We start from the raw sequence: 25223 nt of genomic DNA, 5'->3' as shown, positions 1-25223 counted from the left end.
CCCACGAACAAGCAGGCCCGGCTTACCACCGCGGTCACGATGCGGCTGAGCACGTCGGGGGAGGTGGCGCCGGTCCCGGTCGCTGCCCGGATCGACCACCAGTACGCCTATGCCCTTGGGCAGGGCGTCCACGAATTTGCCCCGGACGGAAAGGCCGCCGCAGAGATCGGTGAGCTATGGGCCTGGGCCAGCAAGAAGATGGGAGCAGACAATGGCACCGCCGAAGCGAAACGCCGCGCTTGAGGCTTTAGGCGGGACACCGAAGGCAGCCGCGGCGCCGGTTCATGCTGTGGCCGAGCCGGTGGAAGCGCCAGCCCCCGCCAAGCCCGCCAAGGACGTGGCCAAGGTGATGCTCTACCTGCATCCTAAGGTGGCGCGGAAGTTCAAGGAGATCGCGTTCACTGAGGATCGCAAGGCGCACGATGTGTACCTCGATGCCCTGGACGCCTACCTGACCGCGCAGGGGCACGGCGGCCTAAAAGGCGTGTCAGGACGGTAGTGTGTCAGGACAGTAGTGTGCAGTTGTAACAGTACACGATCATACTAATGCACTGTCGTCATTGGATCATGGTTAACGCATCATTAACCCCCGCTCGGCAGGTTGTTCCTGTGCCGCATGGGCCGGGGCCTTCAGCCGGCCAGGATCTGTCGGGGCTACAGCCATGATCGAAGCCGCCATCCTAGCCGCACTGGCAGCTGCCTTGGGCGCCGCCGCAGCCGGCGCCGTCAGCGGGCCCGGGGCCGAATGATCACCGCCAGCTTCCTCATCGGCCTGTCAGGCGTATCCGCCGGGATTGGGCTCGCCGTTGCCACTTTAGAACGGGCGGCAACGCGGCCGGCGCGACCGAGCCAGCAAGAGATCGCCAGGGTACAGGGCCGTCGCGTCTCCACTTGGGAGTAGTCGATGGTTAATGGTCCCGAGATCTTAGCCCGTGTATGTCAGGCGATCGGCGCGGATGACATCGCGGGAGGCGCTGCGATCATCAGCACGGAATATCCGTTTGTGCCCCTTACGAATGCCGGCCGCCGTTACTCGCTCAGGCAGTACATGCAGGTGTTTGCGCGGGATGGCTTCGTTGACAGATACTCGGGCAAGCGCCTCATCTTTCCACCTACCTTACGTCTACTATCACGCCTTATGCCAGAGGCTTTTCCCTATCACGCAAACTGGAAGACTGACGCCTGTCACTTTGCATACTACGATCTGTGTCCGACTATAGATCATGTTGTGCCAGTATCTCGGGGAGGTGCTGACAATATGGAGAACTGGGTGTGCACGTCCCAGCTACGCAACTCGGCAAAAGCGAACTTCACTGTTGAGGAACTTGGCTGGAACATTTTGCCACCAGGAGATCTAAATGCGTGGGACGGGCTGACTGGATGGTTTCTCGACCAGTACACGCGTAGGGGCGACTTATCGGAGGTGCAGCACTTCCGAGATTGGGCCAAGGTCGCCCGGCTTGTGCTGCCGGTACAGGCATAGTCAGACGCATTCTAGATGCCGATCCGGCGCGAGCACCGCTTCTTCTACCCCATCGACTGGCCGCAGCTGTCCGCGGTGGTGCGCTTCCGGCGCGCTGGCGGGCGCTGCGAGGGCTGCGGGCGGCCGCACGGGCAGCACGTGTTTCATCTGGGCGACGGGCGCTGGTGGGACGCTGAGAAGGCCACGTGGCGAGATGGGCGAGGGCGCCGGGTTCGCCTCGCCCCTGGCACCCTCGATGTTCTGGCGATCGTGCGCACTACCCACGTGGTGTTGGCCGCCGCGCACCGGGACCACGACACGGCGAACAACGTGTCGGCCAACCTCGCGGCCTTCTGCCAGCGCTGCCACATGATTCACGACCGGCCGGAGCACCGGCGCCGGCGGTGGCACACGTTGTTCCGGCGGAAGGCGCTGGGCGACCTGTTTAAAGGCCCGTACGCATGAGGCCTCAGCGGGTAGATCGCAAGCACAGAAGACTTACGCCAGCTGTCCGCCACCCGCGATGAAACGGGTGGCGAAGTGAACCGAACGATCAGCGGCCCATGGCGCCGGATGAACCGCCCGTTCCGTTGCCCATCGAACCTGCTCTTCCGGTCGAGCCTGTGCCCATCGAGCCGGAGTTGCCTGCACCCATTCGGCCACCGGTGCCGGCCCCGCTGTTCATCTGGCCGCCAGTGCTCATGCCAGTGCCGGATCCATTGCCTGCACCCATCGAGCCCGGTCAGCCGGCCAGGATCTGTCGGGGCTACAGCCATGATCGAAGCCGCCATCCTAGCCGCACTGGCAGCTGCCTTGGGCGCCGCCGCAGCCGGCGCCGTCAGCGGGCCCGGGGCCGAATGATCACCGCCAGCTTCCTCATCGGCCTGTCAGGCGTATCCGCCGGGATTGGGCTCGCCGTTGCCACTTTAGAACGGGCGGCAACGCGGCCGGCGCGACCGAGCCAGCAAGAGATCGCCAGGGTACAGGGCCGTCGCGTCTCCACTTGGGAGTAGTCGATGGTTAATGGTCCCGAGATCTTAGCCCGTGTATGTCAGGCGATCGGCGCGGATGACATCGCGGGAGGCGCTGCGATCATCAGCACGGAATATCCGTTTGTGCCCCTTACGAATGCCGGCCGCCGTTACTCGCTCAGGCAGTACATGCAGGTGTTTGCGCGGGATGGCTTCGTTGACAGATACTCGGGCAAGCGCCTCATCTTTCCACCTACCTTACGTCTACTATCACGCCTTATGCCAGAGGCTTTTCCCTATCACGCAAACTGGAAGACTGACGCCTGTCACTTTGCATACTACGATCTGTGTCCGACTATAGATCATGTTGTGCCAGTATCTCGGGGAGGTGCTGACAATATGGAGAACTGGGTGTGCACGTCCCAGCTACGCAACTCGGCAAAAGCGAACTTCACTGTTGAGGAACTTGGCTGGAACATTTTGCCACCAGGAGATCTAAATGCGTGGGACGGGCTGACTGGATGGTTTCTCGACCAGTACACGCGTAGGGGCGACTTATCGGAGGTGCAGCACTTCCGAGATTGGGCCAAGGTCGCCCGGCTTGTGCTGCCGGTACAGGCATAGTCAGACGCATTCTAGATGCCGATCCGGCGCGAGCACCGCTTCTTCTACCCCATCGACTGGCCGCAGCTGTCCGCGGTGGTGCGCTTCCGGCGCGCTGGCGGGCGCTGCGAGGGCTGCGGGCGGCCGCACGGGCAGCACGTGTTTCATCTGGGCGACGGGCGCTGGTGGGACGCTGAGAAGGCCACGTGGCGAGATGGGCGAGGGCGCCGGGTTCGCCTCGCCCCTGGCACCCTCGATGTTCTGGCGATCGTGCGCACTACCCACGTGGTGTTGGCCGCCGCGCACCGGGACCACGACACGGCGAACAACGTGTCGGCCAACCTCGCGGCCTTCTGCCAGCGCTGCCACATGATTCACGACCGGCCGGAGCACCGGCGCCGGCGGTGGCACACGTTGTTCCGGCGGAAGGCGCTGGGCGACCTGTTTAAAGGCCCGTACGCATGAGGCCTCAGCGGGTAGATCGCAAGCACAGAAGACTTACGCCAGCTGCGGGGGAGGTGGCGCCGGTCCCGGTCGCTGCCCGGATCGACCACCAGTACGCCTATGCCCTTGGGCAGGGCGTCCACGAATTTGCCCCGGACGGAAAGGCCGCCGCAGAGATCGGTGAGCTATGGGCCTGGGCCAGCAAGAAGATGGGAGCAGACAATGGCACCGCCGAAGCGAAACGCCGCGCTTGAGGCTTTAGGCGGGACACCGAAGGCAGCCGCGGCGCCGGTTCATGCTGTGGCCGAGCCGGTGGAAGCGCCAGCCCCCGCCAAGCCCGCCAAGGACGTGGCCAAGGTGATGCTCTACCTGCATCCTAAGGTGGCGCGGAAGTTCAAGGAGATCGCGTTCACTGAGGATCGCAAGGCGCACGATGTGTACCTCGATGCCCTGGACGCCTACCTGACCGCGCAGGGGCACGGCGGCCTAAAAGGCGTGTCAGGACGGTAGTGTGTCAGGACAGTAGTGTGCAGTTGTAACAGTACACGATCATACTAATGCACTGTCGTCATTGGATCATGGTTAACGCATCATTAACCCCCGCTCGGCAGGTTGTTCCTGTGCCGCATGGGCCGGGGCCTTCAGCCGGCCAGGATCTGTCGGGGCTACAGCCATGATCGAAGCCGCCATCCTAGCCGCACTGGCAGCTGCCTTGGGCGCCGCCGCAGCCGGCGCCGTCAGCGGGCCCGGGGCCGAATGATCACCGCCAGCTTCCTCATCGGCCTGTCAGGCGTATCCGCCGGGATTGGGCTCGCCGTTGCCACTTTAGAACGGGCGGCAACGCGGCCGGCGCGACCGAGCCAGCAAGAGATCGCCAGGGTACAGGGCCGTCGCGTCTCCACTTGGGAGTAGTCGATGGTTAATGGTCCCGAGATCTTAGCCCGTGTATGTCAGGCGATCGGCGCGGATGACATCGCGGGAGGCGCTGCGATCATCAGCACGGAATATCCGTTTGTGCCCCTTACGAATGCCGGCCGCCGTTACTCGCTCAGGCAGTACATGCAGGTGTTTGCGCGGGATGGCTTCGTTGACAGATACTCGGGCAAGCGCCTCATCTTTCCACCTACCTTACGTCTACTATCACGCCTTATGCCAGAGGCTTTTCCCTATCACGCAAACTGGAAGACTGACGCCTGTCACTTTGCATACTACGATCTGTGTCCGACTATAGATCATGTTGTGCCAGTATCTCGGGGAGGTGCTGACAATATGGAGAACTGGGTGTGCACGTCCCAGCTACGCAACTCGGCAAAAGCGAACTTCACTGTTGAGGAACTTGGCTGGAACATTTTGCCACCAGGAGATCTAAATGCGTGGGACGGGCTGACTGGATGGTTTCTCGACCAGTACACGCGTAGGGGCGACTTATCGGAGGTGCAGCACTTCCGAGATTGGGCCAAGGTCGCCCGGCTTGTGCTGCCGGTACAGGCATAGTCAGACGCATTCTAGATGCCGATCCGGCGCGAGCACCGCTTCTTCTACCCCATCGACTGGCCGCAGCTGTCCGCGGTGGTGCGCTTCCGGCGCGCTGGCGGGCGCTGCGAGGGCTGCGGGCGGCCGCACGGGCAGCACGTGTTTCATCTGGGCGACGGGCGCTGGTGGGACGCTGAGAAGGCCACGTGGCGAGATGGGCGAGGGCGCCGGGTTCGCCTCGCCCCTGGCACCCTCGATGTTCTGGCGATCGTGCGCACTACCCACGTGGTGTTGGCCGCCGCGCACCGGGACCACGACACGGCGAACAACGTGTCGGCCAACCTCGCGGCCTTCTGCCAGCGCTGCCACATGATTCACGACCGGCCGGAGCACCGGCGCCGGCGGTGGCACACGTTGTTCCGGCGGAAGGCGCTGGGCGACCTGTTTAAAGGCCCGTACGCATGAGGCCTCAGCGGGTAGATCGCAAGCACAGAAGACTTACGCCAGCTGTCCGCCACCCGCGATGAAACGGGTGGCGAAGTGAACCGAACGATCAGCGGCCCATGGCGCCGGATGAACCGCCCGTTCCGTTGCCCATCGAACCTGCTCTTCCGGTCGAGCCTGTGCCCATCGAGCCGGAGTTGCCTGCACCCATTCGGCCACCGGTGCCGGCCCCGCTGTTCATCTGGCCGCCAGTGCTCATGCCAGTGCCGGATCCATTGCCTGCACCCATCGAGCCGCTTGTCCCCATAGAACCGCCGCTCATGCCGGCGCCACCGCCGGTACCGGCACCGCCTGCTCCACCACCTGCCCCACCGCCTTGAGCGAGGGCAAAGCCAGCGCTACCAGCAAGAAGAGCGGCGGCGATCAGGGGCATACGCAAAGTTTTGATGTTCATCTCGAAATCCATATTCCGTTTTCAAAAAGATCCGTGTGTGGATCTTTCCCTGCAAACGGCGCGAGCAATGAGATGTTCCTATTTTCGCTTACCCGAGATAATTAGGAGGTATAGCTACCTCCTGAAAGTGTTGATCTAAGTTAATCTGCGACTGTTAATCCGATAGGCCTTGAAATCTCGGTTGTGAGAGCCGCCGCACCTGGGTGGCAGTCCAAGCTCCACCGCGCGCCGCTGGGATCCCGCGCGCGTTCAGCGCCGCTGCGATCCCGCCCAAACTGGTGGTCCCAGCCGCGCGCAGCTCGGCCAGCACCGGCACCAGATCCACCACCCGGGCACCTGCCCGGGCCGCCTGAGTGCGCCTGCCAGCCTCGCCAGCAGCCGCCGTAATCGTGTGGCCGCGGTAGCCGCCCAGCGCGGTACCGCGGGCCTTGGCGGCCGCCAGGGCCGCCTTGGTCCGCGCGGAGATCATGCGGCGCTCCTCCTCGGCCACCAGGGCCATGATGCCCACGGTCAGCCGGTTCGCGTGGGGCATGTCGGCGGCCACGAAGTCCACCCCGGCCTTCTCAAGACCCAGCAGGAAGTGGGCGTCCCTGGACAGGCGGTCGAGCTTCGCGATCACCAGCCGGGCGCCGTACAGCCGGCACGCGCCGATTGCGCGCGCCAGCTCGGGCCGGTCGGCTCGCTTGCCGCTCTCGGTCTCGGTGAACTCGGCCACCACGGCCGATCCGCCCAGGAACGCGGACACGGCCTGCCGCTGGGCGTCCAGGCCCAGGCCCGAGGCCTCCTGCCGGGCAGTTGAGACCCGGTGGTAGGCCACCAGCTTGTCCGCGCGCATGCCCTGACCCCCGCAGCATCGTTGGTTGACGCGGATGTCAGACCTGGCTGGCGCGAGTTCGTTGAAGGTCCGTTAATGGACCGGCGACGGTGGCTACCGATGGTGGCCACCCGCCGCGTGCGATAATCCTGCGGTGTCGCTACGGCCTCGCCAACCAGGCGAAGCCGAACGGCTGCGGGCCGGCCCCTAGAGGGCTCGGCCCGCGCCCCCCGGGCTACGTGCCCCTGCGGAGGGCCCGCTTTCGACCGTTTGCGGAGGCTGGGAACGTCCGCTTGCAGGTTGCTCGGTGAGACAGTGACCTGCGGCTGGGACGGGTGGATTTTCGTCAGTCCGCTTCCGGGTACGGGTAGAGGGCGTGCAGCAGTGAGGGGCGTGGCCCGGCCGCGTCGCGGCCGACGAGGCGGATCGATGTCAGGCCGCGACGGCAAGCTCAGAGGCGGCGGCAGTCTTGCACGCGCGTACGCAGGCACGGGCGAGCGCCTCTGTCGCGTCCACCAGCTTTGTGCGTAACGCCTCTTTGACCGACGCGAGTGCCACGGGGATCTCAGTGCAGGCCATCACGACTTGGCTGCAGCCCGCATCAATCAAGGCTTCAGCCTGGACTTGAAGGATATCTGCGGCCTCGGCGATCTGCCCTGCCTTCACCAGACGGATCGCCTGCATCACCGCGTCCTGGCCGACCGCATCAGGCACGCGGCACGTCAAGCCTTTGCAGGACAGGCGCTCCTGATAGAGTCGGCCCTCGACGGTGCTAGTCGTGCCCAACACGCCAATGCAGTCGCCCTTCCGCGCGGTCAGCTCGCAGGTCACTGCATCCACGATGTGCAGAATGAGGAGCGGCGTCTCATACTGGAGGGCACAGTGCCACATGTGCGCGGTGTTGCAGGGGATGGCGATGCAGGTCGCACCTGCAGCCTCTAGCCGCCGCAGGGTATCGCGCATGGCAGGAAGCGGGTCGGCTCCCTCGCCCCGAAGCGCGGCGTTGCGGTCTGGAATGTTCGAAGCGGAGCACACAACCATCGGGATGTGGTCCTGGTCGCAGGCCGCCGGGGTATTGCGAACGACCTTCGCCATGAAATCGACGGTCGCCATCGGACCCATCCCACCAAGTACACCGAGCATCGTGACCTCCTGCCGTCAGGACACGATGCGTGGTCCTCGCCAATGGGTCCAATGCCGTCTCAGTCCGGCCTATTCCGATCTTGCATAGTTCCAACGACGGCCTCTGCAGCCTCCCAGACAGCCGACACAGCGGCGCGGCGATGACCAGCGTTCCGATAGAGGCGCACCTCAAGAGGCATTGCTTCGCCCAACGCGATCAGTCTGCCCTCGGTCAGTTCCTGCCCGACGAGGCTACGCGGTAGCCACGCCAGTCCATGGCCCTCCAGAGCCATGAACTTGAGCGCCTCGGCCATCGCGTTTTCGTTTGTGTGGGCGATCACTGCGGGCGGCCCGCCGGCCTGCGCCTGTGCGAAAGTCGCCACGCGGCCCAAGAAGGAGTTCTGCGAGTAGCTCAAGAGCGGCAACGGCGCGTCCGCCGCGTCCGGGCTTCGCACGGCCACAAGGCTGTCGGCCCCGACCACCCGGTGTGAGAACTGCACCGGATCGAGCAAGATCGGCACACCCGGATGGTGGAAGGTCAGCAGGAAGTCGTAACCACCCTCGACAACGGCCTGGATGCATGTGTGGAAGTCGTCGGGCAGCAGCCGGCTACTCAAGGGGCCGGTCCGAGCCTGGATCTGCCGGAACCAGGCCGGGAAGAAGCTCAGAGCCAGGGTATGAAGCGCCGCAACTGCTACGGTCTGCTTGTTCGGTTGGGCGCTGGCCTGCAAAGCGGCGCGGCTGCCGTGAAGCATGCGCACGGCTTCCTCGGCCGTCTCGCGGAACTCTCGCCCGGCCGGCGTCAATGAGGTCGGATAGGTGCTTCGGTCGATAAGCCCGACCCCGAGCCAGGTCTCCAGTGCCTGGATCCGGCGGCTGAAGGCGGATTGGGTGACGTGGCGCTCCTCGGCCGAGCGCGAGAAGTTGCCGGTACGGGCGAGGCTGACGAAGTCCTCAAGCCATTTCAATTCCATGATGGGTCGAGACTAGCGCTATGGCGGGGCTGTGACCAACCTCCTGCCGTGTCCGGGAATTAGGAGGATCGACATCGCACGAATGACCGCTTTTGGTAACAGGTGCCAAAGCCTGCTTCCCACTCATTGCAGATGTTGGCCGCGGGCCCTGGCATGAGCCAACGGCCCCCAGCAACGGCCTCTTAACGACCCAGGTTCACCCTGACCGTGGCCGCTGATCAGCGGTCGCACCGGGTGGCCCCGGTGGATACGGCCCTGCGCAGCTGATGCGCGCGGGGCCGTCTGCACGTCGTGGAGATCGAGCGATGCGTGGATCCCTGAAGTTCGCAGCTACGGCCGCCTTGGCCGCCATCACCCTGTGCAGCGCCCAACCAGCTGCGCAGGCCCGTGATGGCATCGGGGTCGGTGGTGCCGCGGCGCTCGGCGTACTCGGCGGTGTGGTCGCCGGCACTGCGATCGCCTCAGCCAACAACGGCTATTACCCCGGCCAGCCGGTCTACCGCGCCCCGCCGCCGGTCTACGTCGAGGAAGTCTGCCACGTGGAACGGCGCGGCTTCATCGATCCCTACGGCGTCGAGCACATCCGGCGCGTGCGTGTCTGCGAGTAACCTTTTGTTAACCCCGCCGGCGCCCCAATCTCGGCTTGCCGCCGCCCGGAGGGTGAGCCGATGCCCGAGCCAGATCTACGCGCCTCGTTCGCCCGCCTATGTGCCGGGACATCGGCAGGAGATGTCGGCGACGTGCCCTACGAAATGGCGCTCGCCCTGGCGGTCCGGCTGCTGATGCGCCGATCTCTCCTGCACTGGCGGCGCTGATCCCCGAGCTGCCGTTCGCTTTTCGTACCGCTGTGGCGTCGGCGCGGCAGCCGGCGTTCAACGGCTCAGCTATGGTGCGCGCGTCTCCCAGAGGCGCCTCCCATGCTGCTCCCCGTGCCTGTCTTCCGCCGCTTCCTGCTGCTCGGGCTCATGCTCGCCAGCCTGATCGCACTGGCGGATGGTGTTGCCCGCCATGAGCTGCAGAGAGCCACGAGCGTAATGGCCTTTGCCGGGGGCGGCGGATCCGATGAATAGCCGAGCGGCGCACGTCGAGGCCTTGGCCCTGCTCCTCACGCTTGCGGGTGTCGGGCCGGCCTCGGCCCTGGCGGCCGAGGCGACCGACCTGCCGGCGTTGGAGCGGGCGTGGCACGGTTGCGTGCGCGAGGCGTACGATCGCCTGCATGACCAAGGCAGCCGGGCCGGGCGGGAACGCAATGCCCTGGACGAGTGCAAAGCCCATGAGGACCGCTACGTGGCAGCGCTGATGGCGGCCCGGCCCGATGCCGATCTACCCCTGGGTGGCTGGGCGCGGACGTGGGCGGCGTACGTGGCTTTTGTGGTGGATCCGGTCAAAGCGTGGATCGAGGCGCTGCGGCGCTGATCTACACCGTAGCTGCCGCGTGCGGCCCGCAGTAACTCTGCAGGACCATACTCCGTTGCTTACCCAGCTTTCGTATCGATACCACGCATCGGTTTCATGCACTCGCGCGTTTTAGCCGGCAACTGCCCAAGCCTTGGGTGGAATAGGTGAGGAAACGGAGGCGGTGATGCTGCGGGGAGAATTGCTTTGGTTATTGGGGATCCCGCTGCCGATCATCATACTTTTGTGGTTCTTTGGCGTGTTTCACTAAACATAGGTGGCAGATATCATGCCCTATACGGTTGAAATCACTACGCCGCCGGTGCAGACCGATGGTGAGGAGCAGGCAGCCAGGATGTACCAGTTGCCTGATCCGTTCGACACCGTCGCAGAAGCTAAGGAAGCAGCGATCACCCACATTGTGGGGCTCGGGCTTGATCCTGCCGGTGTCCTCTACAACGTGTTCGACCGCGAGGGTTTCACGGTTGCCTCGAACGCCGAAGAACCGGCCGAGGCTGGGTGACGTAAGGGGTAAAGATGAACCGCTCGCGGTATTCGGTTCGCCGAGGTGCTGGACGCCCGAGATGTGGCGGCCCTGGCCTATGACGCGGCCAAGGCTGCGGCGCGCTTCGCCAAGGCCAAGGGGGCGCACGATGAGCTGATAGCGGCGGCCCACCGCGCACAGGCTGATGCCTTGGAGATCGAGGCGCAGGCCAAGCGCCGGCTGGCCGACGAGTACGACGCCGCGCAGGAGCGGGGCGAGGTATCGACCGGACGCGATGGGCCGGCTGCTGGCGTTCTCGATGGGAACGCCAAGGCCACCGTCACGGACCTCGGCCTGACCCGCAAGGCGATCTACGAGGCCCGGCGGCTGCGCGACGCGGAGGCGGCCGACCCGGGCGTGATCCGTCGTGCAGCTGCCCTGGGCTGACGGCAGCGCAGCCCTACGTCGCCCACATCGGAGGGACAGACGATGAAGGCACTCTACACAGCCACAGCAACGGCGGTCGGCGGCCGTCAGGGGCGCATCTCATCACCGGATGGAGTGCTCGACCACGTGCTGGCTCACCCCAAGGAACTGGGCGGCCCAGGCGGCCATGCGACCAACCCGGAGCAGCTGTTTGCCGCTGGCTACGCCGCGTGCTTTGAAAACGCTCTGCTGCGTGTGGCGCGCGAGCGGAAGGCGCCGCTCGCCGCGTCGTCTGTCACGGCACATGTGGGCATCGGGCGCGAAGAGGACGGGTTCTTCCGGCTCGAAGCCACCTTGGAGGTGTCAGTGCCGGATCGGGACCGGGCCGAGATCGAGGAGTTTGCCCGCATCGCCCACGAGGAGGTCTGTCCCTACTCGCGTGCCACTCGGGGCAACATGGACGTGACCGTGCTGGTAGTCTGACTGCGCGACCGGCTGGCACCCGTCACCCAGCGCCGTGGCCGCCCTTGGCGTTGTCGGGCCTGGGCATGTCCGGCCGGTTGTCGTAGCCGCCGCTCTCCGGCCCCACGCCGTCGTCGGGCTCTGGGCTGCCAGGCGAGTTCGGGCCACTGCTGCCAGCCGTCGGATCGGGCTTCTTCACGTCGCTGATCGGCCGGCCTGGCGGCACTGTCCCGAAGGCTTCGCGTGCCGCGTCTACATCCGAGCCCATGTTGGCCTCCGTTGAAGTTGTGGGAGGCCAAGGCGCAGGGTCTGATCGAAGTTCCCGGCCGGACTTTTCGGCGGGAACGTTAGTCCGCCAGCATGGCAATGAGCGAGAACGAGCCGGCAAGCGCGAATGTGCCTGCCACCAGGGCCATGATCAGGAGCATCGGGGGAGCCTCAGGCGCTCAACAGCGCCGCTTCCCATGAACGCATTCGGCTGCGCTCGGTTGCGCGGCCCAATGCTGAGCATCGGCCGCTCGGCCCCGCCCCGATCTGATCACGGGGCGGGGGAGCGTCCGATCTCACCGGCGGTCGGGCCGATACGCGACGCGGCCCTCGAGCATGATGCCGAAATCGGGTTAGCGGGCCGTCAGCTGTGCCGGCGGGGCCTTGTGCCGGAATAGACCGCGCAGGAGCCGGAAGGGCAGGCGCACCAGCTTGTAGACCGCGTGGGCGGCCATGACGGCGATGACGGCCAGCAGGGCCAACAGGGTGTTGCGCATGCGGTGCACTCCTGCGGAGTGAACTGGGCGGTCCGCTACCGCTAAGCCTGCAGAAGGCTCGCTGATCGCGGCGGCAGTGTGATGCGGGCCGATCGAGCGCGTCCCACCACGCCGGATGCGCCCCGTCAGCCCAGCAGATCGTCTAGGCTGATCCGCAGCGCCTCAGCCAGCTTCCGGTACGTGTCCACCGTGCCCTCCCGCTTCCCGGTTTCGATCTGGGAGAGGTACGCCTGGCCGATGCCAGCCGCTTCGGCCAGCGCGGCCGCCTTCATGCCCCGGTGCTCGCGCCAGACCCGCACGCGGCTCTCGCCGGACAGCAGCCGGTCCACCACGGCGGCAGGCACAAGCTCTTCATCGCCGGCGGCAAACAGCCGGCGGAACTCGGCCACGGCCGCGCGATCTGCACCGTCCTCGGCCGCCTCGACCAGCGCGGCGTACTCGGCCTCGGGCAGCACCACCAGGCGGTCGCCGGCGGGCGTGGTAATCGTCTGCGCGTTCATGGCGGTCTCCGTTGAGTGGGCGATGCCCGTTGCCATGGTCATTCGTAAGCACCCCCGCGGGGGGCGATGCGGATGACGGCCAATACCTTGCCATCCTCCGTAAACAGCACACGCCAGTCGCCCACCCGGAGACGCAACACGCCTGGCTCGCCTTTGAGCGCCTTGACGTTGTTGGCCTGGGCAGCCGGATCGGCGGCGTACTGCTCGATCTTGCCGCGGATCAGCTTCGCAGTGTTGGCCGGCATCCGGCTTAGCGCACGGATCGCCCCCTTGCTGTAAGCTATCTCTGGCATGGATCGATTATAGCGTATCGCAAACAATACGCCACCCCGCCGAACTGGCCATGCTGGACGAGAACCTGATGCGGGCCGAACTGTCGCCGGCTGCTTCACCCGGTCCACCCGGACCGCGTTGCAGGCGACCGCATACGCAAAATTTTTTGGGCCGCTGCCAGGCACCCCCGCCCGCGTGAACACGGATCGTGTTTGGCCATGGTCATCACGTCCCCGATGGGGCCGCACGCGGCCACGGGCCGTCTGCAATTTGCGTCAGTGAGTTACCAGCTAAAAATTGCACTCGCATGAACAATAGGCAGCTGTACTCAGGTTACATGGATCATGTTTCTATTCGAACTTTGCGGTGGTCTTGATTACTGCCCAGGCATCATGCTTTAACCCTGTTAGCAACGTTGCCTGAACCCACCAAAACTTCAGGTTGCTCCAAACATGCTTAAGCCCGAACAAAGCCGCGCAGCGCGTGGCCTTCTTGATCTGCGCCTTGATGAACTTGCGGCCCGCACCGGCATCTGTGCGGCAACTCTTGGTAGCTTCGAGGCCGGCACCCGGAACACCTTGCCCGCGAACGTGCGGATCCTACGCATGACGCTTGAGGCCGCCGGCGCCGTCTTCATCGACGGCGACGGTACCGCCGGGCCTGGGGTCCGGCTGGGCAGCCGTCCCAACGCTGCAGATTGAGGAAGCCGATCATGCTGAGTGAGCAGATCCGCGCGATCGGCGCGTTGGCCCACGTGCTGGTGATAAATGTGGTTCGGACGGTTGAAGAGCCCGCCGACCTTGAGGCCATCGCCGCCAGCTTCGTGGCGACGGTCGATGAAGAGGCCGCAAAGGGCCTTGTCAGACAGCCAATAAATCCGGGAACTATCCAAGCTGCGGTGCGGCTTGCAGAGCAGATGCTAGATACGCTCGCCAAGGCGAATGCAGAGCGAGAGGCCGCGGGCACCCAGGACGAATGGTCGTCCGGCAACATGATGGACGATACGGGCCCCGCGGTTGAGCCCAAGCGACGGAGCACGCGATTTAACCGAGGACGCATCCGGCGGCGTCAGATGCAGCTCCACTTACCCGGCGAGGACGGCGACGTGGTGCGCGTCGGCAGCGTACTGTTCGAAAGCGGCACGACGTACATCGGGGTGATGGCGAACGCGAACCGGGGCGGCCACCGTCCGGAGTGCTACCTGGGCCCAAACGCTGCGCGGGAGTTGGCAGACGCGCTTAGGGCACGGGCTGACGCGCTCGATCCTCCCGCCAAGCCATGTGCACCATCGCCTCGAAAAGCGACAACGCGGCATCCAGAGTCCGCCTGCAGCGCCTTGGCTAATGTGAGGCGCATGCCATGACGTACAAGCCCCGCCTCGCCGTATCAAACGACGAACAACCTACCAAGCTCAAGACCCAGCCAGCTCCAGCTCAGGAGAGTGGCAAGGCGACGCCACTGTATTGGCGCCCTATGTCGGTTCTTGCACCTCGGAAGTGGCTCTACGGCCATGACTTCATCGAGAAATTCGTCACTGTGACGGTCGCCGCCGGCGGAAGTGGCAAGACTCTTCTGACGGTTACTGAAGCTCTGGCTATGGCCAGTGGTCGCAATCTTCTAGGCGCAGAACCAGTCCGGGCGTTACGCGTTTGGATGTTCAACGGCGAAGATCCTGTCGATGAAATGGAGAGACGCATCTTAGCGGCAGCGTCGCATTACGGCATTGAATACGCCGACATTAAAGGTCGCTTGTTTGTAGACGCCGGCCAAAATAGATCATTCTCTATTGTCAAGAATAGTCCAGACGGTATTAATTTAAATAAACCCGTCTTTAATGCTCTCGCTGCAGAAATACGTAGTAAGGGCATTGATGTTCTGATAATCGATCCTTTTATTGCGTTCCATCAAGCCAATGAGAATGATAACGTCGCGATAAATATGGTAGCGAAGGCATTCTCCAGGCTTGCTGATCAAACTCGCTGCGCAGTGCATCTAATTCACCATTCGCGCAAGACATTCGGTAACGAAGCAACGATCGAGGATGCACGTGGCGCATCCGCTTTGATGGCGGCAGCACGGGTGGGACGCATCCTGAACGTTATGACGAAGGACGAGGCAGACCGGGCCGGCTTATCATCGAACCGCTCTCACTTCCGGATGGGATACGGGAAGGCGAGCCTGTCAAAGCCGCCCGCAGAAGCCGCAACGTGGTTTGAGATCCGATCGGTGGATCTTCACAACGGTGTAGGCGGGTCTTCTGGTGATAGCGTCGGCGTCGTGATGCGATGGGCCTGGACCGTGGGCGGTACCGAGGTCACGCCAGACCAAGTCGAGGCTGTGCATGCCGCTATGGTCGGCAGCGAGTGGCGGGAGAGCTCACAAGCTGCGAACTGGGTTGGCCGTGCTGTTGCTGATGCGTTTGGCCTCAAGCTGGACGAGGACGGCGTGCGAAAGGCCAAGAGCTTGGTGAAGCAACTGCTCGTTGGAGGTCATCTCGGCAAAGCTGAAGGCCTTGATGCGAAGAGGATGAAGCGCACCTTTATCGTACCTGCCACACCTTCAAAATCTGTGGTGGGGCAACGTGAGGCAAGTGGGGCGCCGGACTGACCTAGCGCCCCGCCCCACCCTGCCCACCCCTTATAGGGTGGGCAGGGTGGGGCGGGGCAGCTCAGGGCATGCACCACACCGCCCCACCCTGTGCCACACCCTTGATCGTACCCGTTTACTGCCGGCACTCGACACAGCAGGCTCGGCGCGCTTCACGCGCGTCCGCGCCTGCGTCTCAGGATTAGAGTGGGCGCGCGGCCCAGGCGTTCAGGAAGTGCCGCGGGATCGTGCCCGCCGGCCTTGCCGCGCCACAAGGCGCTGGCCGACGTACCCGACCCGTTTACCGTCGCTGGGTATCAGCCTGGGATGACGTCTGGCACGTTGGCCCGGGGTGTGAGGAAGGCCACCCCCACATTGTTTCCATGCCGCCACGCCACTCGGACATCGTGAGGCTTCGGATCCGTGCCGACGCGCAGGTTGAACATCCGGGGTATCGGCATGCCGATAGGAAAGCTCAGACACGCGCCAACACCCGAGAGATTGATCACCAGGCACCGCGTCTCCACGACCACGCCTGGAAAAATGGCGTGACCAGGCAGCGTGACCTTGGCTCTAAGCTTCGCACGGCGCTCTAACATAGATATACATGGCTCGGTCGCAGTCGTCACAATACCGCAAGCGCATTAAGACTTTATACCAGCGCATATATTAGCAGTTTTTAGGGCCAGATACCTCTCTGCATGGTCGAGGCCTGCATCTTCCGCCGCCTCGGCCGCCTCCTGTAGGAGGCGCCCGACCCGGCTGCACCCCCGCCCGATGGCAGGCCCTCAAATTTGCCCCAGGGCTGGCGCTGGCTGGCCGGGCCATCCGACCACGGGCCATCAGGCCGTCGCCCGCCAGCGGCTCGCGCAGAGTAATGGCGGGCCAATCCGCCGCCGGAGTACGGGGGACGATCGAGGGACCGTCTCAGGTGCGGAGGAGCCGCGCCGACCGCGCAGCCCCCCTCGCGCGGATTTTTGCCCTTTGCCCAGTTCCGATCTGGTAGTGGGCCAAGTCGAGCAAAATCAGCTACTTGGCCCCCCAACAGCATGGATTGGAAAGATCCGGCACGCCTCGCCCTCCCAGCCCTGGCCGGGGCCAGCAAGTGGTCCCCGAGCTGTACAGCATGCCCAGCAGCGTGCCAGGCGTATCCAGCCTGTGGAAAACTATCGGTTTCTCCATCTACAGCAGCACCTTAGCCACGTTCGTGCCCCGGTGGTCAGGCTATTCTCGGCCCCGTTGTTGGACGCGCAGACGATGGCCGCCGAAATTCTCCCACTCCACCGCCAGACCCGCTCTGCCTCGCGGCCCCGCGGGGTTGCCGAACTGCGCGCCGAACTGGCTGCCGTGCGCGATCGGCTCAACCTCCTGCTGTACCAGTTGGAGCATGCCCGGGACGACGAGGCGGGCGCGCCCCAGCGCGCGCCGGCCGATCCCGGGCCCGAGGTGTGCTTGAAGGAGGCGGCGCGGCGCACCGGCTGGTCCCCGCGCCGGATTAAGCGGCAGGTGCTCAAGCACAACGAGCAGCACCCTGGCGACCGCATCGGGTGGCAGCCGTTCGGCGCCAAGGGAGCGGAGTGGCGGATCCTGTTGGGCCGCCTGCAGGAGCGTAAAGCTGACCAGTGACCTTCGGCGGTCACCCGTAGCCCTCCGCAGCATCTCTCGGCCCGGGTTGGGCACGGCTACGGTGGGTCCATGTCCACACGCCCGTCCTACCGGCCGACCCGCGATCTCATCGTTGAGACGGTGCGCGTCGGGGTGCCGATCGAGACCAAAGAGGCCCTGACCGAGGCCGCGCGACGCGCAGGCAAGTCCGTCAGCGGCTTCGCTAGGGAGGCGGTGGAAGACGCGATCCGGCGCGGGCATGCGCCGCGCAAGCCGAGCAGGTAAGCCATGGCATCCCGACACACCGCCACCGCGATGGCGGCGCTGAACCTCATCGCCACTCCGACCCACCTGCGGGCTTCGCAGAGCATGGCGGCCGCGCCGGCTGCCGGCGGCGCCCCTCAGGGCGCGGCGCCGCGCGCGGCCGAGCCGGGCTTCTCCTGGGACGAAGTGGTGGCCGCGGAGAACGCCCGGAACGGCCTGGGCCAGCCCCAGGCGACCGCGTCGATCGCCAGCACTTCCCACCACACCGCAGTAGCGCCGCGGGCGTCATACACATCTGCGGCGGTTGATTGGGATGCGGCGGTGGTCGCTGTGAACGCCGAGAATGGCTGCACGCAGCCAGGAGCGAACCCGGATCCGCGGCTGGTGGCGATTGTCACTGGAGAGGCCGCACGATGATCGGTCGTCGTGCGAGGCAGGCCGCGCCTGCACCCGTCCCTGCGGCCGCCACCAGCCCGGCCCCGCACCCCGTAATCGCGCGGGCCGCGCAGGTTGAGGCCGCCCTGGCCGATGCTCGCCGCGATCTCGCTGCCGCTCAGGTCATGGTGCTGTCGGCCAAGCAGGCATACGAGGCGGCCGCTGATGCTGCCAGCGTATCTGGAGCCGTTGCGGCCCGCACGCACAGCATCGAAGCCGAGGTGCGGGCAGACGTGGCCGCGCGGCTTGTTAGCCGCTTGGAGGAGGAATTGCAGCCCCTGCTGGCTGGCGCCGCGGATGTGGCTGCCGCGGAGGAGCGGGAGGCACTGCGCGAAGCTGCTCAGCAGGCCGTGGCCGAATACGAGGCGGCGTTCCGCGCCCGCATGCCCGAGATCACCCGCCAGGTGCGCGAACTGATCCGGCTTCAGGCCCAGGCTGATCTGGCCCGCGAGGCAGCAAAGCCCTATGGCGTGCAACTCCCTGCGGCCGATGCATTCCGCCACGTACACGGCGGCACGCGAGTAGATCTTAGCCGAGAGGAAGTTGATCTATGGATCAATCCCGGCAGCGGCACGCCATTCGGCGAAGCGGATCAGCGGCTCATCAAGCAACGCCGGGATGGCATCGGCACACTTGAGGGCAACAACTACACGCACGAAGCCACTCACAAGCGCCGCTTTGCACGGATCACCTATCTGCCGTTCAGCACCGGCAAGATCGCGCCTGCCCTGTACGAGGCGTTGCTTCCGTGCCTGCACGCGAGCGGCGTAGCGGGGTGGTCCCCGCTTAAAGCGGGATCGAGCCCCAAGCAGGTGCTTGCGGCGCTGGACGCCCTCGATGCGCGAGAAGCGGCAGGACTGGCCACGGATCGCGAACCGGCTGTTGAGGATCGGGCGATCGAGCCCGCGCGCGACGTGCGGTCAGATCCGAACCCCGCGCCATACAGGCAATGGCTTGGCCCGTATGGCGCGGCTGATGACGCAGCGGCCGACGAGCACGCCGACGACTGATTTTCAGAGTTACTGGCCAGCCTGTGGAGATCTGGTCAGTATAGCGGTGCGCACATCGAGGGCGAAGCCGGCAGTCCAATAGCGAAAAGTGACCTGCGTGCCCCGCCACGGCAACGTGTGCTGCGTTCAAGGTCACAAGCCGGCACCTTTTACTAGATCCAATCCAACGCCATTGCGTGAAGATCGGCCGGCCGCCGCCAGTTAGATGCCCTTCCTGGCGGCGGCTTACTTGTTCGGGGACATGATGAACATTGAGATCACGATCCTGGGCCGCGTCGCCATCGATGCGCCCTTCGCCGAACTAGCGACCGGCACCGTGGTGCTCACCGAGGCGCCGGTGGCCTACACGCCTTCGATCCCGCCGGCGGCTGCCGGGCAGGAACTGGCGCTGCGCATCTCGTCCGATGACAACGTGCTGGCCACGATCGGCGCGTTCCTAGACCCAGAGACCCGGCCAGGGCCGACCCCGATCCGGGATGAGACCGGCAACGTGGTGGGCGAGAAGCCGGCGCCGGAGCCTTGGGTGCGTGGCAAGTACGTGGCCTTCGCCCAGGCACCTCGCCAGGTGCCGTTTCGGGCCGGCGACAGCCTGCTGCTGTCCCGCCCTGGCGCCGCTGCGGCCTGACGTAGACCAGCAGGGGCATTGCGATGTCGAATCTAACCAGCACGCTTACCCTACAGCTCAAGGCCGATGGGCTGGCGGCCAAGGCCAAGGCCGACGCCGAGGCGCTAAAGAAGCTGGGCGCATCGGGCGCTGACCTGAAAAAGCTCGGCGCCACCGAGCGAGACCTCAAGCGGCTGTCGGGCACCCGCCCCGGGCTGCAGCAGCTGAACGAGCGCCTGCAGGAACATGATCTGTTGCAGATCACTGACGTGCGCGAACGAGCCCAGGTGATGGCAAGGGCAGCCGGGCTGGCTGCAGGGGCCTTGGCCGCGTTGGACCAGTTGCTGGACGAGGATGGGCTAGCGGTACCGGTGGTGCTGCAGTGACCGCAGCTGCAGCACGGCGGCCGGCGGTAGGCCGGGCCGCCCCCAAGGCGGACCCGGCCGATACCTTACGGCACCAGGCATGTCTTCGTGGTGACGATCTTGTGCCAGCCCCAGGGTGTGAGGCCGACGCTGCGGGTTACGTGGCAGCCAGGGCCATAACCGACTGGTACGGCCGCCCGGTAGACCGGATACGGACGCCCGACCACCACGGTTCGGGGCCCACGCCATACCGGATAGGGCCGACCCACCACGATCGTACGGCCGCCGTGCCAGCCACCGCCGTGCCAGCCCGGGCCACCCCAGGCATGATGTCCACCGCCATGCGGGTGCCAACCGCCATGATGGCCCCCGTGGTGCCATTCACCGTGGTGGCCACCCCCATGGTGATGCCCGCCACCGTGGTGGCCGCTATGTCCATGCCCGTGGGCGAAGGCAGGCGAGGCTGCGGTAAGCGTCAGGGCGAAGCCGGCGGCTGCGGCCGCGGCGATGGTGCGAGATGCCATGATCCGTCTCCTATCCGGCCAGCCGGTGTGGCGGGTCGTAGGGGAACGGTGCGCGCCATTCGGGGCACGCTTGCTGAACAAGTCTGTTATCATCTGTTCAGTTTTACAGTCTTCGGACAAGCAATTCGGATTTTAGCGCTCTGCAAATTAGGTCGAACCATCTACATTACGTCTTGGACATGAACGAAAACGTGAAGTCTGCCCGACTGGTGCGAGCCGCTGTAGCGAAGACGCCGCCCCCACAGCGTAATGTACGGTGCGTGATCCAAGGCGTGGATGTCGCCACCGTAAAGCGGTTGAGCACGCCGAACCCGCGTGATGTCACCTGCCGGATCCGCTTAGGCGATCAGCCGGCTGAACCTGTACGGCGCCCCCCGTCGAGCCGTACGATCGCCCGGCGACAGGCCGAGGCCGAGGCGGCCGACAGGGCCGCTTCGGCCGCCCAGGCGCTAGCCAAGCAGGTGCAGCCTGGGCTGCAGCCGCCGGCGGGGCGTCTGTTCGCCACGGATACCGCCGCGCTGCTGCTGCGCGGACCCTTGGGCGGCATTGGCAGCACGGAGCGAATGGTGCGCACTCTGACACCGCTGGCGGCCGGTGGCCGGCATGCTGCAGCGGTGCTGGTGGCAGCTGGTGGCTGGCAGGATGAGGTCGCGTTGCGCGAGGCCCTGGCTGCTCTGGGGCCAAAGCTAGCAGTGCTTGGCCTGCGGATCTGCCGGCGCAAGGCGGGCCTGCGGATGGCGAAGGTGCCAGCCGCAGGTGGTCACGTTCAGTAGGGATAGCCGTAGTACGGACGCGGTGCCGGCCGGTAGCGCTCTCTCACGGGCCGGCCTTGTGGTCCGTATGGTCCGTAGGCCTGCAGGTAGGTGTTGTACTCCGGCGGCGAGTAGTTGCCGCTGTTCACCCCACCGGTTCGGCCGTTGCCGCTCAGTTCGGAGTAGGGGTTGAGCCCGCTCCCGCTGTCACCGCCGCCACCGCCACGCGCCATCACCGCGCCGGACGTGCCCAGGATCATCACCGCAGCTAGCGCGGTTCGTGTCACGTACGCCTTCATCTCGCTCTCCCAATCTGCTGGGTTGCCGTTGCACCGCAGATGGGAGGCGACGTGCTGGTCCGGCACCCGGCCGCGGCATCGGGGCTCAGGATCCGCCGGCGGAAGCGGGCCTACGAATAGCGAAATGGAGGTGGTGTAGACCTGCCCCTCAAAGGGCAGGCCGTTTGCCTCAATTAAACGAGCTCACCGCTGGCAGATCACGGTCTGTGATAGGGCGGCGCTTGGTAATCTGCACCCGTGGCAGCCGGGCCATCGCTTCCCTGTAGCCCGGTACGACAGCCTCAGGCACGAGCAAAACGCGTGCAGCGGCGCGGCGGTCTTTCATGGTGGACATGGGGTACTCCGTACAGCATAGGGCCAGGCCCAGTGTGCGCTGCAGAAGATATAAGGTGCGCCGCAACATCTACCCGTTGGACGCGGCGTTCTGTCAGCCCCCCAGAACCAGTCTCATACCAGCGGCAAAGGGCCTGCGGATCGACCGCAGGAAGGCCGGCATCAGGATGGCGAAGGCCCAGCCGTAAGATCCACCTCGACCACCAACCCACTATGGTCGCTCAGCCGCGGATCCGATCCTGTCTTACCTTCCCAGGCTGCCACCACCTTGGCGCGCGGCTCCCAGGCCACCGGCAGCAGCACATGGTCTATGGGTGGGTTTGCCAGCTTGCCGGCGGGTACACACTCGGTCTCCGTCGCGCAGAACAGGGCGCAGACGGCCATGGCCTCGCGTAGTAGGCGGCGGCCCAGGGCGGAACCGGAGTAGTGCCTGCCGCCGAGGTTCATGTTCAGATCACCGGCAACGCACAGATCGGGTGCGGGGTGCTGTCGCTGCAGCACGGCCCATTCCTGTCCCTGCTGGAGGACCACACGGTGTAGCTCGGACCATGCACGCACTGGTGTGCCCGGCTCCGCGTCGCCCCGATCGCTGCCCCAGGGCATCACGGTGCCGAATACGATGAGAGGCCCTGTGGGCGCCTGGACGAGCGCGGCTACGGTGCGCCGTGGATCAACCACTTCAAGCCGCTGCTGGACCGGGTAGCGGGTCCAGATTGAAGCCCAGCGGCCACCGGGGCGCCCTGTCCGTCGCTGGTCGCTGTGGATCGGCTCATGGGCGGCCGAGGGTACAAGCTCGTCATGCGTCTCCGTCAACACCCACACGTCGCAGTCGTGCTCCTGCAGCACGGCGCGCCGCAGCAAATTCTTGTCGGCGCCAGCGGCGTATTCGACGTTCCAGGTACCGATCCGCACGGCCACCCCTCCCAAGACGATCAGCCAGCCGCGCGGGGCCTTGCGCCTAGCCGCTCGGCCTCGGCACGCCAGGCATCGCGCTCGCCTTGCACAGCCTCGATGCGGGCATGCAGATGGCCGGCGTCGATCGCTGTCTCCATCAGCATGTCCTGGGCGGCCGCCAGCTGCTGGCGCAGCTCTGCGTTCTCGGTGGCCAGGGCGAGGAGTAGGGCGGCCACTTCATCACTCATCCAGGCCCCGGTGCCCCATCAGAGCGAGGCGTGTAACTGTGCGGGGCTACGGCCTCAACCGCATCAGAGTGGCGAGGATCCGACCGGCTTGATCAGCAGCGCGTTCTGGACATCCCACGGCCTGGACCGAAAGGGCATCATGCCCGGCAGATCGCCGGGCTGCACGCGTCGGTGTTGAGGCAAAAGCGGTAGCTGGCCGTATGGATCGGTGGTCCCGAAGGCCATGGTGCTGACGTAGAGCCCATCGTGAAACTGGGCCAGCGCAGCGACCACGGATCGGCCGTCCGTGTTAAACCGATAGATAAATTGGTCGTCCGCGTGTTTGAGCTGCCCCTGCCGCAGCCCGGCCTGATCCGGCATGATCGACAAAAGCGCCTTGGCCGTGTCGGGCGCCAACCCTGCATTCAGGTACGTGCCAGACATCACAAAGCCCCCCAGGGGCAAGGGATGGCCGCAGTGGTGGCGGTACAGCGCCATCCCGAGCTTTGCGGCGAACACATCGAGGTAGGCCCGCAGCAGGGGCCCCTTCTGGCGCATAACGATCATCTGCCGGCGGATCCCGCTAGGGGTAGGTAGCCATTCCAGGCTCCGCTGGTGGGGGTCGAAGAACTCGGCAAGGAACCCAGGGGCCTGGGCTTCGAGCATGCCCCTGCTCTCTTGTGCTTCGGCAATATTCCAGTCGCCTTGATCGTAGCGGGGACTGAAGCGCGCGACGAAGCTGGCTACGAGATCGGCGGCACCAGTACCGGTGTTGCAGGCATCGCACCCGGCAAACATCAGCCCATACGGCCTGTCCCGTCCTCGAAACATGCATATGGGCGGCATGTGCTCGACTGAGACGTGTAGGGCAGCGCAGTAGATACACCGCTTCTCGGTCGCCTTGATCTTGGCCTTGCTAAGGGGGCGCATCGCTCCTCTCGTTCGTCATACCGGCTGCCGGCATGATGCCACGGCATAGCCTGGGTGGTGTACGACCCGCGTGCGATTCTCGCCGGCCCGCGTGGCTGGGGTCGCCCGCTGCCCCCGGCAGCCCTTCACCGGTTCCGCTGACCGCGCGGGCTCCGGATTGACCTCCAACCCCCAGGAGCCTGGGCCGGCCGCTCGCCGTCCACGCGAGCGCAGCGGCCGGATCAGGCGCTTGCAGTGCGCGCCGCAGGCCGCGTGATGCGATTCGCATGTGCAGCGGGCCCCTGCCCCGCTTTCAGCAGGCCGAACTGGCCCCTTTTTCCACTACCTGTCCACGTGCTCGGCACAGATATGCCCCCACCCCCCTGCAGGCCGGCCTGGCAGGCACGGGGCATTCGCAGGCGCAGCCAGCCAGACCATTCGCTGCTGGCCACCCGGATCACGTTGGTGTCGTTGCGGAACCCGGTAAGCCGCCGCTCCTCCACGGTGATCAGCCCCAGCGTGCGTGCCTGCCGTATCGCCCGCTTGGCGACTGTGGCGCATACGCCGGCCAGGGCAGCCAGGTGGCCGACAGCGAGGGTGCACTTGCCGCGCTTGCCGATCTCCATCGCGATCACGGCCAGCACGGCCTGTTCCCCGTGGGTGAACGCCGCGGCGAGCCTGGGCGGCAGGTATCCAGCAGCTGCCCAGCGCCGGCGCCGGGCGGCGCTCTCTGCGCTCCGTGGCCGCGATCCCGTGCGGTGATGCGCACGGCCCGGCGCGGTCCCCTCCCCCTGGTGGGCAGGGGCAGCAGCCGGCACCAGCTGCGCGCAGGCCGTGGCCAGGGTTTGCATCCGCACCGGGGTAGCCTGGGCTACACGCCGCCGGGCGGCCAGCAGCCCGTCGAGCTGCTCGTACTGCTCGTCCGTCAGCCCGCCGGCGCCGTAGGCCTGTGCAATGGCGGACGCCACGGTGGCGAGCCTATCTGGCGCGGCCGCCTCGATGGCGGCGCGCATCTCCTCGAACACGAACATGCCTTCACGGTCCCTTACGGGCCGCGGCTAGGGTCCAGGCACGACTTCTCGGTGCGAGAATTGGCGTTCTCGCTTGACACCTAGAGGTGCCATGTGGCTTGTGAGGGATTGCTGAGAGCCCTCGTGGCCACCTCGATTTCGCGGCCCTCCTGTTTGGCGACAGGGGGGCCGTAGTCGTTTCAGGGTCTATCTCGCGGCGGTGATCTCTCCTGATCCGGTAGGGAATCGCTCTGATCCCCTGGCCGGAAACCTCCATGTCGGCCGAAGCGGTGCCATTCGTCAAACGCTTCTGCCAGCACGCCGGTATGCTAGCGCGACAG

General features: G+C 65.6%; 37 protein-coding genes and 1 pseudogene. 23 read left to right on the top strand and 15 right to left on the bottom strand.

Features of this window, described 5'->3' with window-relative positions; translation table 11 throughout:
* From AC3IF1_RS31275 to AC3IF1_RS31250, 6 genes and pseudogenes are all read left to right on the top strand, one after another.
* Positions 1-243: pseudogene (locus AC3IF1_RS31275) on the top strand (ParA family protein); the annotation flags it as partial.
* Positions 244-301: 58 nt separating this feature from the next.
* Positions 302-499 carry a hypothetical protein gene (locus tag AC3IF1_RS31270; protein WP_489220972.1) on the top strand — a complete coding sequence of 66 codons (198 nt, stop codon included), beginning with the start codon at positions 302-304 and terminating at the stop codon, positions 497-499.
* A gap of 999 nt (positions 500-1498) precedes the next feature.
* Positions 1499-1927, top strand: coding sequence for a hypothetical protein (locus AC3IF1_RS31265; RefSeq protein WP_489220971.1), 429 nt, complete (start codon positions 1499-1501; stop codon positions 1925-1927).
* A 1145-nt stretch (positions 1928-3072) separates the two neighbouring features.
* Positions 3073-3501 carry a hypothetical protein gene (locus AC3IF1_RS31260; protein ID WP_489220971.1) on the top strand — a complete coding sequence of 143 codons (429 nt, stop codon included), beginning with the start codon at positions 3073-3075 and terminating at the stop codon, positions 3499-3501.
* Positions 3502-3792: 291 nt separating this feature from the next.
* Positions 3793-3990 carry a hypothetical protein gene (locus tag AC3IF1_RS31255; protein ID WP_489220972.1) on the top strand — a complete coding sequence of 66 codons (198 nt, stop codon included), beginning with the start codon at positions 3793-3795 and terminating at the stop codon, positions 3988-3990.
* A 999-nt stretch (positions 3991-4989) separates the two neighbouring features.
* Positions 4990-5418: a hypothetical protein gene (locus tag AC3IF1_RS31250; RefSeq protein WP_489220971.1), complete on the top strand. Its 429-nt coding sequence runs from the start codon at positions 4990-4992 to the stop codon at positions 5416-5418.
* Between the two features lie 88 nt (positions 5419-5506).
* On the opposite strand, the gene AC3IF1_RS31245 is transcribed toward AC3IF1_RS31250, so the two are convergent.
* From AC3IF1_RS31245 to AC3IF1_RS31230, 4 genes are all read right to left on the bottom strand, one after another.
* Positions 5507-5863: a hypothetical protein gene (locus tag AC3IF1_RS31245; RefSeq protein ID WP_489220970.1), complete on the bottom strand. Its 357-nt coding sequence runs from the start codon at positions 5861-5863 to the stop codon at positions 5507-5509.
* A 142-nt stretch (positions 5864-6005) separates the two neighbouring features.
* Positions 6006-6686 (bottom strand): recombinase family protein, encoded by a 681-nt coding sequence (locus AC3IF1_RS31240; RefSeq protein WP_489220969.1) that lies wholly within the window; start codon positions 6684-6686, stop codon positions 6006-6008.
* Positions 6687-7097: 411 nt separating this feature from the next.
* Positions 7098-7808, bottom strand: coding sequence for a cysteate racemase (cuyB, locus tag AC3IF1_RS31235; protein ID WP_489220968.1), 711 nt, complete (start codon positions 7806-7808; stop codon positions 7098-7100).
* 59 nt (positions 7809-7867) lie between these two features.
* Complete coding sequence (locus AC3IF1_RS31230; protein WP_489220967.1) at positions 7868-8761, bottom strand: LysR family transcriptional regulator; 894 nt, start codon at positions 8759-8761, stop codon at positions 7868-7870.
* 305 nt (positions 8762-9066) lie between these two features.
* On the opposite strand from AC3IF1_RS31230, the gene AC3IF1_RS31225 reads away from it, so the two are divergent.
* The 7 genes from AC3IF1_RS31225 (at position 9067) to AC3IF1_RS31195 (ending at position 11549) form a co-directional block, all read left to right on the top strand.
* On the top strand, positions 9067-9369 hold the full coding sequence (locus AC3IF1_RS31225; protein WP_489220966.1) for a hypothetical protein: 303 nt from the start codon (positions 9067-9069) through the stop codon (positions 9367-9369).
* Between the two features lie 60 nt (positions 9370-9429).
* A complete protein-coding gene (locus AC3IF1_RS31220; protein ID WP_489220965.1) occupies positions 9430-9576 on the top strand; it encodes a hypothetical protein in 147 nt (48 codons plus the stop codon).
* Between the two features lie 102 nt (positions 9577-9678).
* Positions 9679-9831, top strand: a complete 153-nt coding sequence (locus AC3IF1_RS31215) for a hypothetical protein (RefSeq protein WP_489220964.1) — start codon at positions 9679-9681, stop codon at positions 9829-9831.
* Positions 9824-10177, top strand: a complete 354-nt coding sequence (locus AC3IF1_RS31210; protein ID WP_489220962.1) for a hypothetical protein — start codon at positions 9824-9826, stop codon at positions 10175-10177. The genes AC3IF1_RS31215 and AC3IF1_RS31210 overlap by 8 nt, the downstream gene beginning before the upstream one ends.
* Positions 10178-10445: 268 nt before the next feature.
* On the top strand, positions 10446-10679 hold the full coding sequence (locus AC3IF1_RS31205) for a hypothetical protein (protein ID WP_489220961.1): 234 nt from the start codon (positions 10446-10448) through the stop codon (positions 10677-10679).
* A gap of 45 nt (positions 10680-10724) precedes the next feature.
* On the top strand, positions 10725-11087 hold the full coding sequence (locus AC3IF1_RS31200) for a hypothetical protein (protein WP_489220960.1): 363 nt from the start codon (positions 10725-10727) through the stop codon (positions 11085-11087).
* 42 nt (positions 11088-11129) lie between these two features.
* On the top strand, positions 11130-11549 hold the full coding sequence (locus AC3IF1_RS31195; protein WP_489220959.1) for an organic hydroperoxide resistance protein: 420 nt from the start codon (positions 11130-11132) through the stop codon (positions 11547-11549).
* Between the two features lie 22 nt (positions 11550-11571).
* On the opposite strand, the gene AC3IF1_RS31190 is transcribed toward AC3IF1_RS31195, so the two are convergent.
* From AC3IF1_RS31190 to AC3IF1_RS31175, 4 genes are all read right to left on the bottom strand, one after another.
* Positions 11572-11796 (bottom strand): hypothetical protein, encoded by a 225-nt coding sequence (locus tag AC3IF1_RS31190; RefSeq protein ID WP_489220958.1) that lies wholly within the window; start codon positions 11794-11796, stop codon positions 11572-11574.
* 352 nt (positions 11797-12148) lie between these two features.
* Positions 12149-12292: a hypothetical protein gene (locus AC3IF1_RS31185; RefSeq protein ID WP_489220957.1), complete on the bottom strand. Its 144-nt coding sequence runs from the start codon at positions 12290-12292 to the stop codon at positions 12149-12151.
* Positions 12293-12417: 125 nt separating this feature from the next.
* Positions 12418-12792 carry a helix-turn-helix domain-containing protein gene (locus AC3IF1_RS31180; protein WP_489220956.1) on the bottom strand — a complete coding sequence of 125 codons (375 nt, stop codon included), beginning with the start codon at positions 12790-12792 and terminating at the stop codon, positions 12418-12420.
* A 38-nt stretch (positions 12793-12830) separates the two neighbouring features.
* The gene (locus tag AC3IF1_RS31175) at positions 12831-13085 is read right to left on the bottom strand and encodes a type II toxin-antitoxin system RelE family toxin (protein ID WP_489220955.1); all 255 of its coding nucleotides are present in this window, start codon (positions 13083-13085) and stop codon (positions 12831-12833) included.
* 432 nt (positions 13086-13517) lie between these two features.
* Between AC3IF1_RS31175 and AC3IF1_RS31170 the strand changes: the two genes are divergently transcribed.
* The 3 genes from AC3IF1_RS31170 to AC3IF1_RS31160 are packed head-to-tail and all read left to right on the top strand — an operon-like array spanning position 13518 to position 15672.
* Entirely contained in the window at positions 13518-13766 is a 249-nt protein-coding gene (locus AC3IF1_RS31170) for a transcriptional regulator (RefSeq protein WP_489220954.1), read from the top strand.
* Between the two features lie 11 nt (positions 13767-13777).
* Positions 13778-14428 (top strand): hypothetical protein, encoded by a 651-nt coding sequence (locus AC3IF1_RS31165; protein ID WP_489220953.1) that lies wholly within the window; start codon positions 13778-13780, stop codon positions 14426-14428.
* Positions 14425-15672: an AAA family ATPase gene (locus tag AC3IF1_RS31160; RefSeq protein ID WP_489220952.1), complete on the top strand. Its 1248-nt coding sequence runs from the start codon at positions 14425-14427 to the stop codon at positions 15670-15672. The genes AC3IF1_RS31165 and AC3IF1_RS31160 overlap by 4 nt, the downstream gene beginning before the upstream one ends.
* A gap of 296 nt (positions 15673-15968) precedes the next feature.
* On the opposite strand, the gene AC3IF1_RS31155 is transcribed toward AC3IF1_RS31160, so the two are convergent.
* On the bottom strand, positions 15969-16250 hold the full coding sequence (locus AC3IF1_RS31155; protein ID WP_489220951.1) for a PilZ domain-containing protein: 282 nt from the start codon (positions 16248-16250) through the stop codon (positions 15969-15971).
* Positions 16251-16908: 658 nt separating this feature from the next.
* Here AC3IF1_RS31155 and AC3IF1_RS31150 point away from each other — a divergent pair.
* From AC3IF1_RS31150 to AC3IF1_RS31125, 6 genes are all read left to right on the top strand, one after another.
* Positions 16909-17277 carry a hypothetical protein gene (locus AC3IF1_RS31150; RefSeq protein ID WP_489220950.1) on the top strand — a complete coding sequence of 123 codons (369 nt, stop codon included), beginning with the start codon at positions 16909-16911 and terminating at the stop codon, positions 17275-17277.
* A 69-nt stretch (positions 17278-17346) separates the two neighbouring features.
* On the top strand, positions 17347-17541 hold the full coding sequence (locus AC3IF1_RS31145) for a hypothetical protein (RefSeq protein ID WP_489220949.1): 195 nt from the start codon (positions 17347-17349) through the stop codon (positions 17539-17541).
* A 3-nt stretch (positions 17542-17544) separates the two neighbouring features.
* Positions 17545-17937, top strand: a complete 393-nt coding sequence (locus AC3IF1_RS31140; protein ID WP_489220948.1) for a hypothetical protein — start codon at positions 17545-17547, stop codon at positions 17935-17937.
* Entirely contained in the window at positions 17934-18965 is a 1032-nt protein-coding gene (locus AC3IF1_RS31135; protein WP_489220947.1) for a hypothetical protein, read from the top strand. The genes AC3IF1_RS31140 and AC3IF1_RS31135 overlap by 4 nt, the downstream gene beginning before the upstream one ends.
* Before the next feature lie 244 nt (positions 18966-19209).
* Entirely contained in the window at positions 19210-19590 is a 381-nt protein-coding gene (locus tag AC3IF1_RS31130; protein WP_489220946.1) for a hypothetical protein, read from the top strand.
* A 23-nt stretch (positions 19591-19613) separates the two neighbouring features.
* Positions 19614-19955, top strand: coding sequence for a hypothetical protein (locus AC3IF1_RS31125; protein WP_489220945.1), 342 nt, complete (start codon positions 19614-19616; stop codon positions 19953-19955).
* A 65-nt stretch (positions 19956-20020) separates the two neighbouring features.
* On the opposite strand, the gene AC3IF1_RS31120 is transcribed toward AC3IF1_RS31125, so the two are convergent.
* Positions 20021-20458, bottom strand: a complete 438-nt coding sequence (locus AC3IF1_RS31120) for a hypothetical protein (protein WP_489220944.1) — start codon at positions 20456-20458, stop codon at positions 20021-20023.
* A 272-nt stretch (positions 20459-20730) separates the two neighbouring features.
* On the opposite strand from AC3IF1_RS31120, the gene AC3IF1_RS31115 reads away from it, so the two are divergent.
* Complete coding sequence (locus AC3IF1_RS31115) at positions 20731-21231, top strand: hypothetical protein (protein WP_489220943.1); 501 nt, start codon at positions 20731-20733, stop codon at positions 21229-21231.
* On the opposite strand, the gene AC3IF1_RS31110 is transcribed toward AC3IF1_RS31115, so the two are convergent.
* The 5 genes from AC3IF1_RS31110 to AC3IF1_RS31090 all read right to left on the bottom strand — a co-directional run bounded on the left by AC3IF1_RS31110 (position 21225) and on the right by AC3IF1_RS31090 (position 24903).
* Complete coding sequence (locus tag AC3IF1_RS31110) at positions 21225-21509, bottom strand: hypothetical protein (protein ID WP_489220942.1); 285 nt, start codon at positions 21507-21509, stop codon at positions 21225-21227. The two genes, AC3IF1_RS31115 and AC3IF1_RS31110, sit on opposite strands and share 7 nt — an antisense overlap.
* Before the next feature lie 495 nt (positions 21510-22004).
* Complete coding sequence (locus tag AC3IF1_RS31105; protein WP_489220941.1) at positions 22005-22754, bottom strand: endonuclease/exonuclease/phosphatase family protein; 750 nt, start codon at positions 22752-22754, stop codon at positions 22005-22007.
* A 20-nt stretch (positions 22755-22774) separates the two neighbouring features.
* Complete coding sequence (locus AC3IF1_RS31100) at positions 22775-22984, bottom strand: hypothetical protein (protein ID WP_243964949.1); 210 nt, start codon at positions 22982-22984, stop codon at positions 22775-22777.
* 63 nt (positions 22985-23047) lie between these two features.
* Positions 23048-23893, bottom strand: a complete 846-nt coding sequence (locus AC3IF1_RS31095; RefSeq protein WP_489220940.1) for a hypothetical protein — start codon at positions 23891-23893, stop codon at positions 23048-23050.
* 221 nt (positions 23894-24114) lie between these two features.
* Positions 24115-24903 carry a helix-turn-helix domain-containing protein gene (locus tag AC3IF1_RS31090; RefSeq protein ID WP_489220939.1) on the bottom strand — a complete coding sequence of 263 codons (789 nt, stop codon included), beginning with the start codon at positions 24901-24903 and terminating at the stop codon, positions 24115-24117.
* Between the last annotated feature and the right edge of the window lie 320 nt (positions 24904-25223).

Source organism: Methylobacterium sp. E-012 (assembly GCF_057836545.1).
The sequence above is the reverse complement of the archived record's forward strand: the minus strand, read 5'-3'. Positions and strand labels throughout refer to the sequence as shown.

What these genes read in the sequence shown, in the direction of transcription:
- AC3IF1_RS31265 (WP_489220971.1), top strand. Translation starts at nt 1,499, where the DNA reads ATGCCGATCCGGCGCGAGCACCGCTTCTTCTACCCCATCGACTGGCCG.
- AC3IF1_RS31260 (WP_489220971.1), top strand. Translation starts at nt 3,073, where the DNA reads ATGCCGATCCGGCGCGAGCACCGCTTCTTCTACCCCATCGACTGGCCG.
- AC3IF1_RS31250 (WP_489220971.1), top strand. Translation starts at nt 4,990, where the DNA reads ATGCCGATCCGGCGCGAGCACCGCTTCTTCTACCCCATCGACTGGCCG.
- AC3IF1_RS31245 (WP_489220970.1), bottom strand. Translation starts at nt 5,863, where the DNA reads ATGGATTTCGAGATGAACATCAAAACTTTGCGTATGCCCCTGATCGCC.
- AC3IF1_RS31240 (WP_489220969.1), bottom strand. Translation starts at nt 6,686, where the DNA reads ATGCGCGCGGACAAGCTGGTGGCCTACCACCGGGTCTCAACTGCCCGG.
- cuyB (WP_489220968.1), bottom strand. Translation starts at nt 7,808, where the DNA reads ATGCTCGGTGTACTTGGTGGGATGGGTCCGATGGCGACCGTCGATTTC.
- AC3IF1_RS31230 (WP_489220967.1), bottom strand. Translation starts at nt 8,761, where the DNA reads ATGGAATTGAAATGGCTTGAGGACTTCGTCAGCCTCGCCCGTACCGGC.
- AC3IF1_RS31225 (WP_489220966.1), top strand. Translation starts at nt 9,067, where the DNA reads ATGCGTGGATCCCTGAAGTTCGCAGCTACGGCCGCCTTGGCCGCCATC.
- AC3IF1_RS31220 (WP_489220965.1), top strand. Translation starts at nt 9,430, where the DNA reads ATGCCCGAGCCAGATCTACGCGCCTCGTTCGCCCGCCTATGTGCCGGG.
- AC3IF1_RS31215 (WP_489220964.1), top strand. Translation starts at nt 9,679, where the DNA reads ATGCTGCTCCCCGTGCCTGTCTTCCGCCGCTTCCTGCTGCTCGGGCTC.
- AC3IF1_RS31210 (WP_489220962.1), top strand. Translation starts at nt 9,824, where the DNA reads ATGAATAGCCGAGCGGCGCACGTCGAGGCCTTGGCCCTGCTCCTCACG.
- AC3IF1_RS31205 (WP_489220961.1), top strand. Translation starts at nt 10,446, where the DNA reads ATGCCCTATACGGTTGAAATCACTACGCCGCCGGTGCAGACCGATGGT.
- AC3IF1_RS31195 (WP_489220959.1), top strand. Translation starts at nt 11,130, where the DNA reads ATGAAGGCACTCTACACAGCCACAGCAACGGCGGTCGGCGGCCGTCAG.
- AC3IF1_RS31190 (WP_489220958.1), bottom strand. Translation starts at nt 11,796, where the DNA reads ATGGGCTCGGATGTAGACGCGGCACGCGAAGCCTTCGGGACAGTGCCG.
- AC3IF1_RS31185 (WP_489220957.1), bottom strand. Translation starts at nt 12,292, where the DNA reads ATGCGCAACACCCTGTTGGCCCTGCTGGCCGTCATCGCCGTCATGGCC.
- AC3IF1_RS31180 (WP_489220956.1), bottom strand. Translation starts at nt 12,792, where the DNA reads ATGAACGCGCAGACGATTACCACGCCCGCCGGCGACCGCCTGGTGGTG.
- AC3IF1_RS31175 (WP_489220955.1), bottom strand. Translation starts at nt 13,085, where the DNA reads ATGCCAGAGATAGCTTACAGCAAGGGGGCGATCCGTGCGCTAAGCCGG.
- AC3IF1_RS31170 (WP_489220954.1), top strand. Translation starts at nt 13,518, where the DNA reads ATGCTTAAGCCCGAACAAAGCCGCGCAGCGCGTGGCCTTCTTGATCTG.
- AC3IF1_RS31165 (WP_489220953.1), top strand. Translation starts at nt 13,778, where the DNA reads ATGCTGAGTGAGCAGATCCGCGCGATCGGCGCGTTGGCCCACGTGCTG.
- AC3IF1_RS31160 (WP_489220952.1), top strand. Translation starts at nt 14,425, where the DNA reads ATGACGTACAAGCCCCGCCTCGCCGTATCAAACGACGAACAACCTACC.
- AC3IF1_RS31155 (WP_489220951.1), bottom strand. Translation starts at nt 16,250, where the DNA reads ATGTTAGAGCGCCGTGCGAAGCTTAGAGCCAAGGTCACGCTGCCTGGT.
- AC3IF1_RS31150 (WP_489220950.1), top strand. Translation starts at nt 16,909, where the DNA reads ATGGCCGCCGAAATTCTCCCACTCCACCGCCAGACCCGCTCTGCCTCG.
- AC3IF1_RS31145 (WP_489220949.1), top strand. Translation starts at nt 17,347, where the DNA reads ATGTCCACACGCCCGTCCTACCGGCCGACCCGCGATCTCATCGTTGAG.
- AC3IF1_RS31140 (WP_489220948.1), top strand. Translation starts at nt 17,545, where the DNA reads ATGGCATCCCGACACACCGCCACCGCGATGGCGGCGCTGAACCTCATC.
- AC3IF1_RS31135 (WP_489220947.1), top strand. Translation starts at nt 17,934, where the DNA reads ATGATCGGTCGTCGTGCGAGGCAGGCCGCGCCTGCACCCGTCCCTGCG.
- AC3IF1_RS31130 (WP_489220946.1), top strand. Translation starts at nt 19,210, where the DNA reads ATGAACATTGAGATCACGATCCTGGGCCGCGTCGCCATCGATGCGCCC.
- AC3IF1_RS31125 (WP_489220945.1), top strand. Translation starts at nt 19,614, where the DNA reads ATGTCGAATCTAACCAGCACGCTTACCCTACAGCTCAAGGCCGATGGG.
- AC3IF1_RS31120 (WP_489220944.1), bottom strand. Translation starts at nt 20,458, where the DNA reads ATGGCATCTCGCACCATCGCCGCGGCCGCAGCCGCCGGCTTCGCCCTG.
- AC3IF1_RS31110 (WP_489220942.1), bottom strand. Translation starts at nt 21,509, where the DNA reads ATGAAGGCGTACGTGACACGAACCGCGCTAGCTGCGGTGATGATCCTG.
- AC3IF1_RS31100 (WP_243964949.1), bottom strand. Translation starts at nt 22,984, where the DNA reads ATGAGTGATGAAGTGGCCGCCCTACTCCTCGCCCTGGCCACCGAGAAC.
- AC3IF1_RS31095 (WP_489220940.1), bottom strand. Translation starts at nt 23,893, where the DNA reads ATGCGCCCCCTTAGCAAGGCCAAGATCAAGGCGACCGAGAAGCGGTGT.
- AC3IF1_RS31090 (WP_489220939.1), bottom strand. Translation starts at nt 24,903, where the DNA reads ATGTTCGTGTTCGAGGAGATGCGCGCCGCCATCGAGGCGGCCGCGCCA.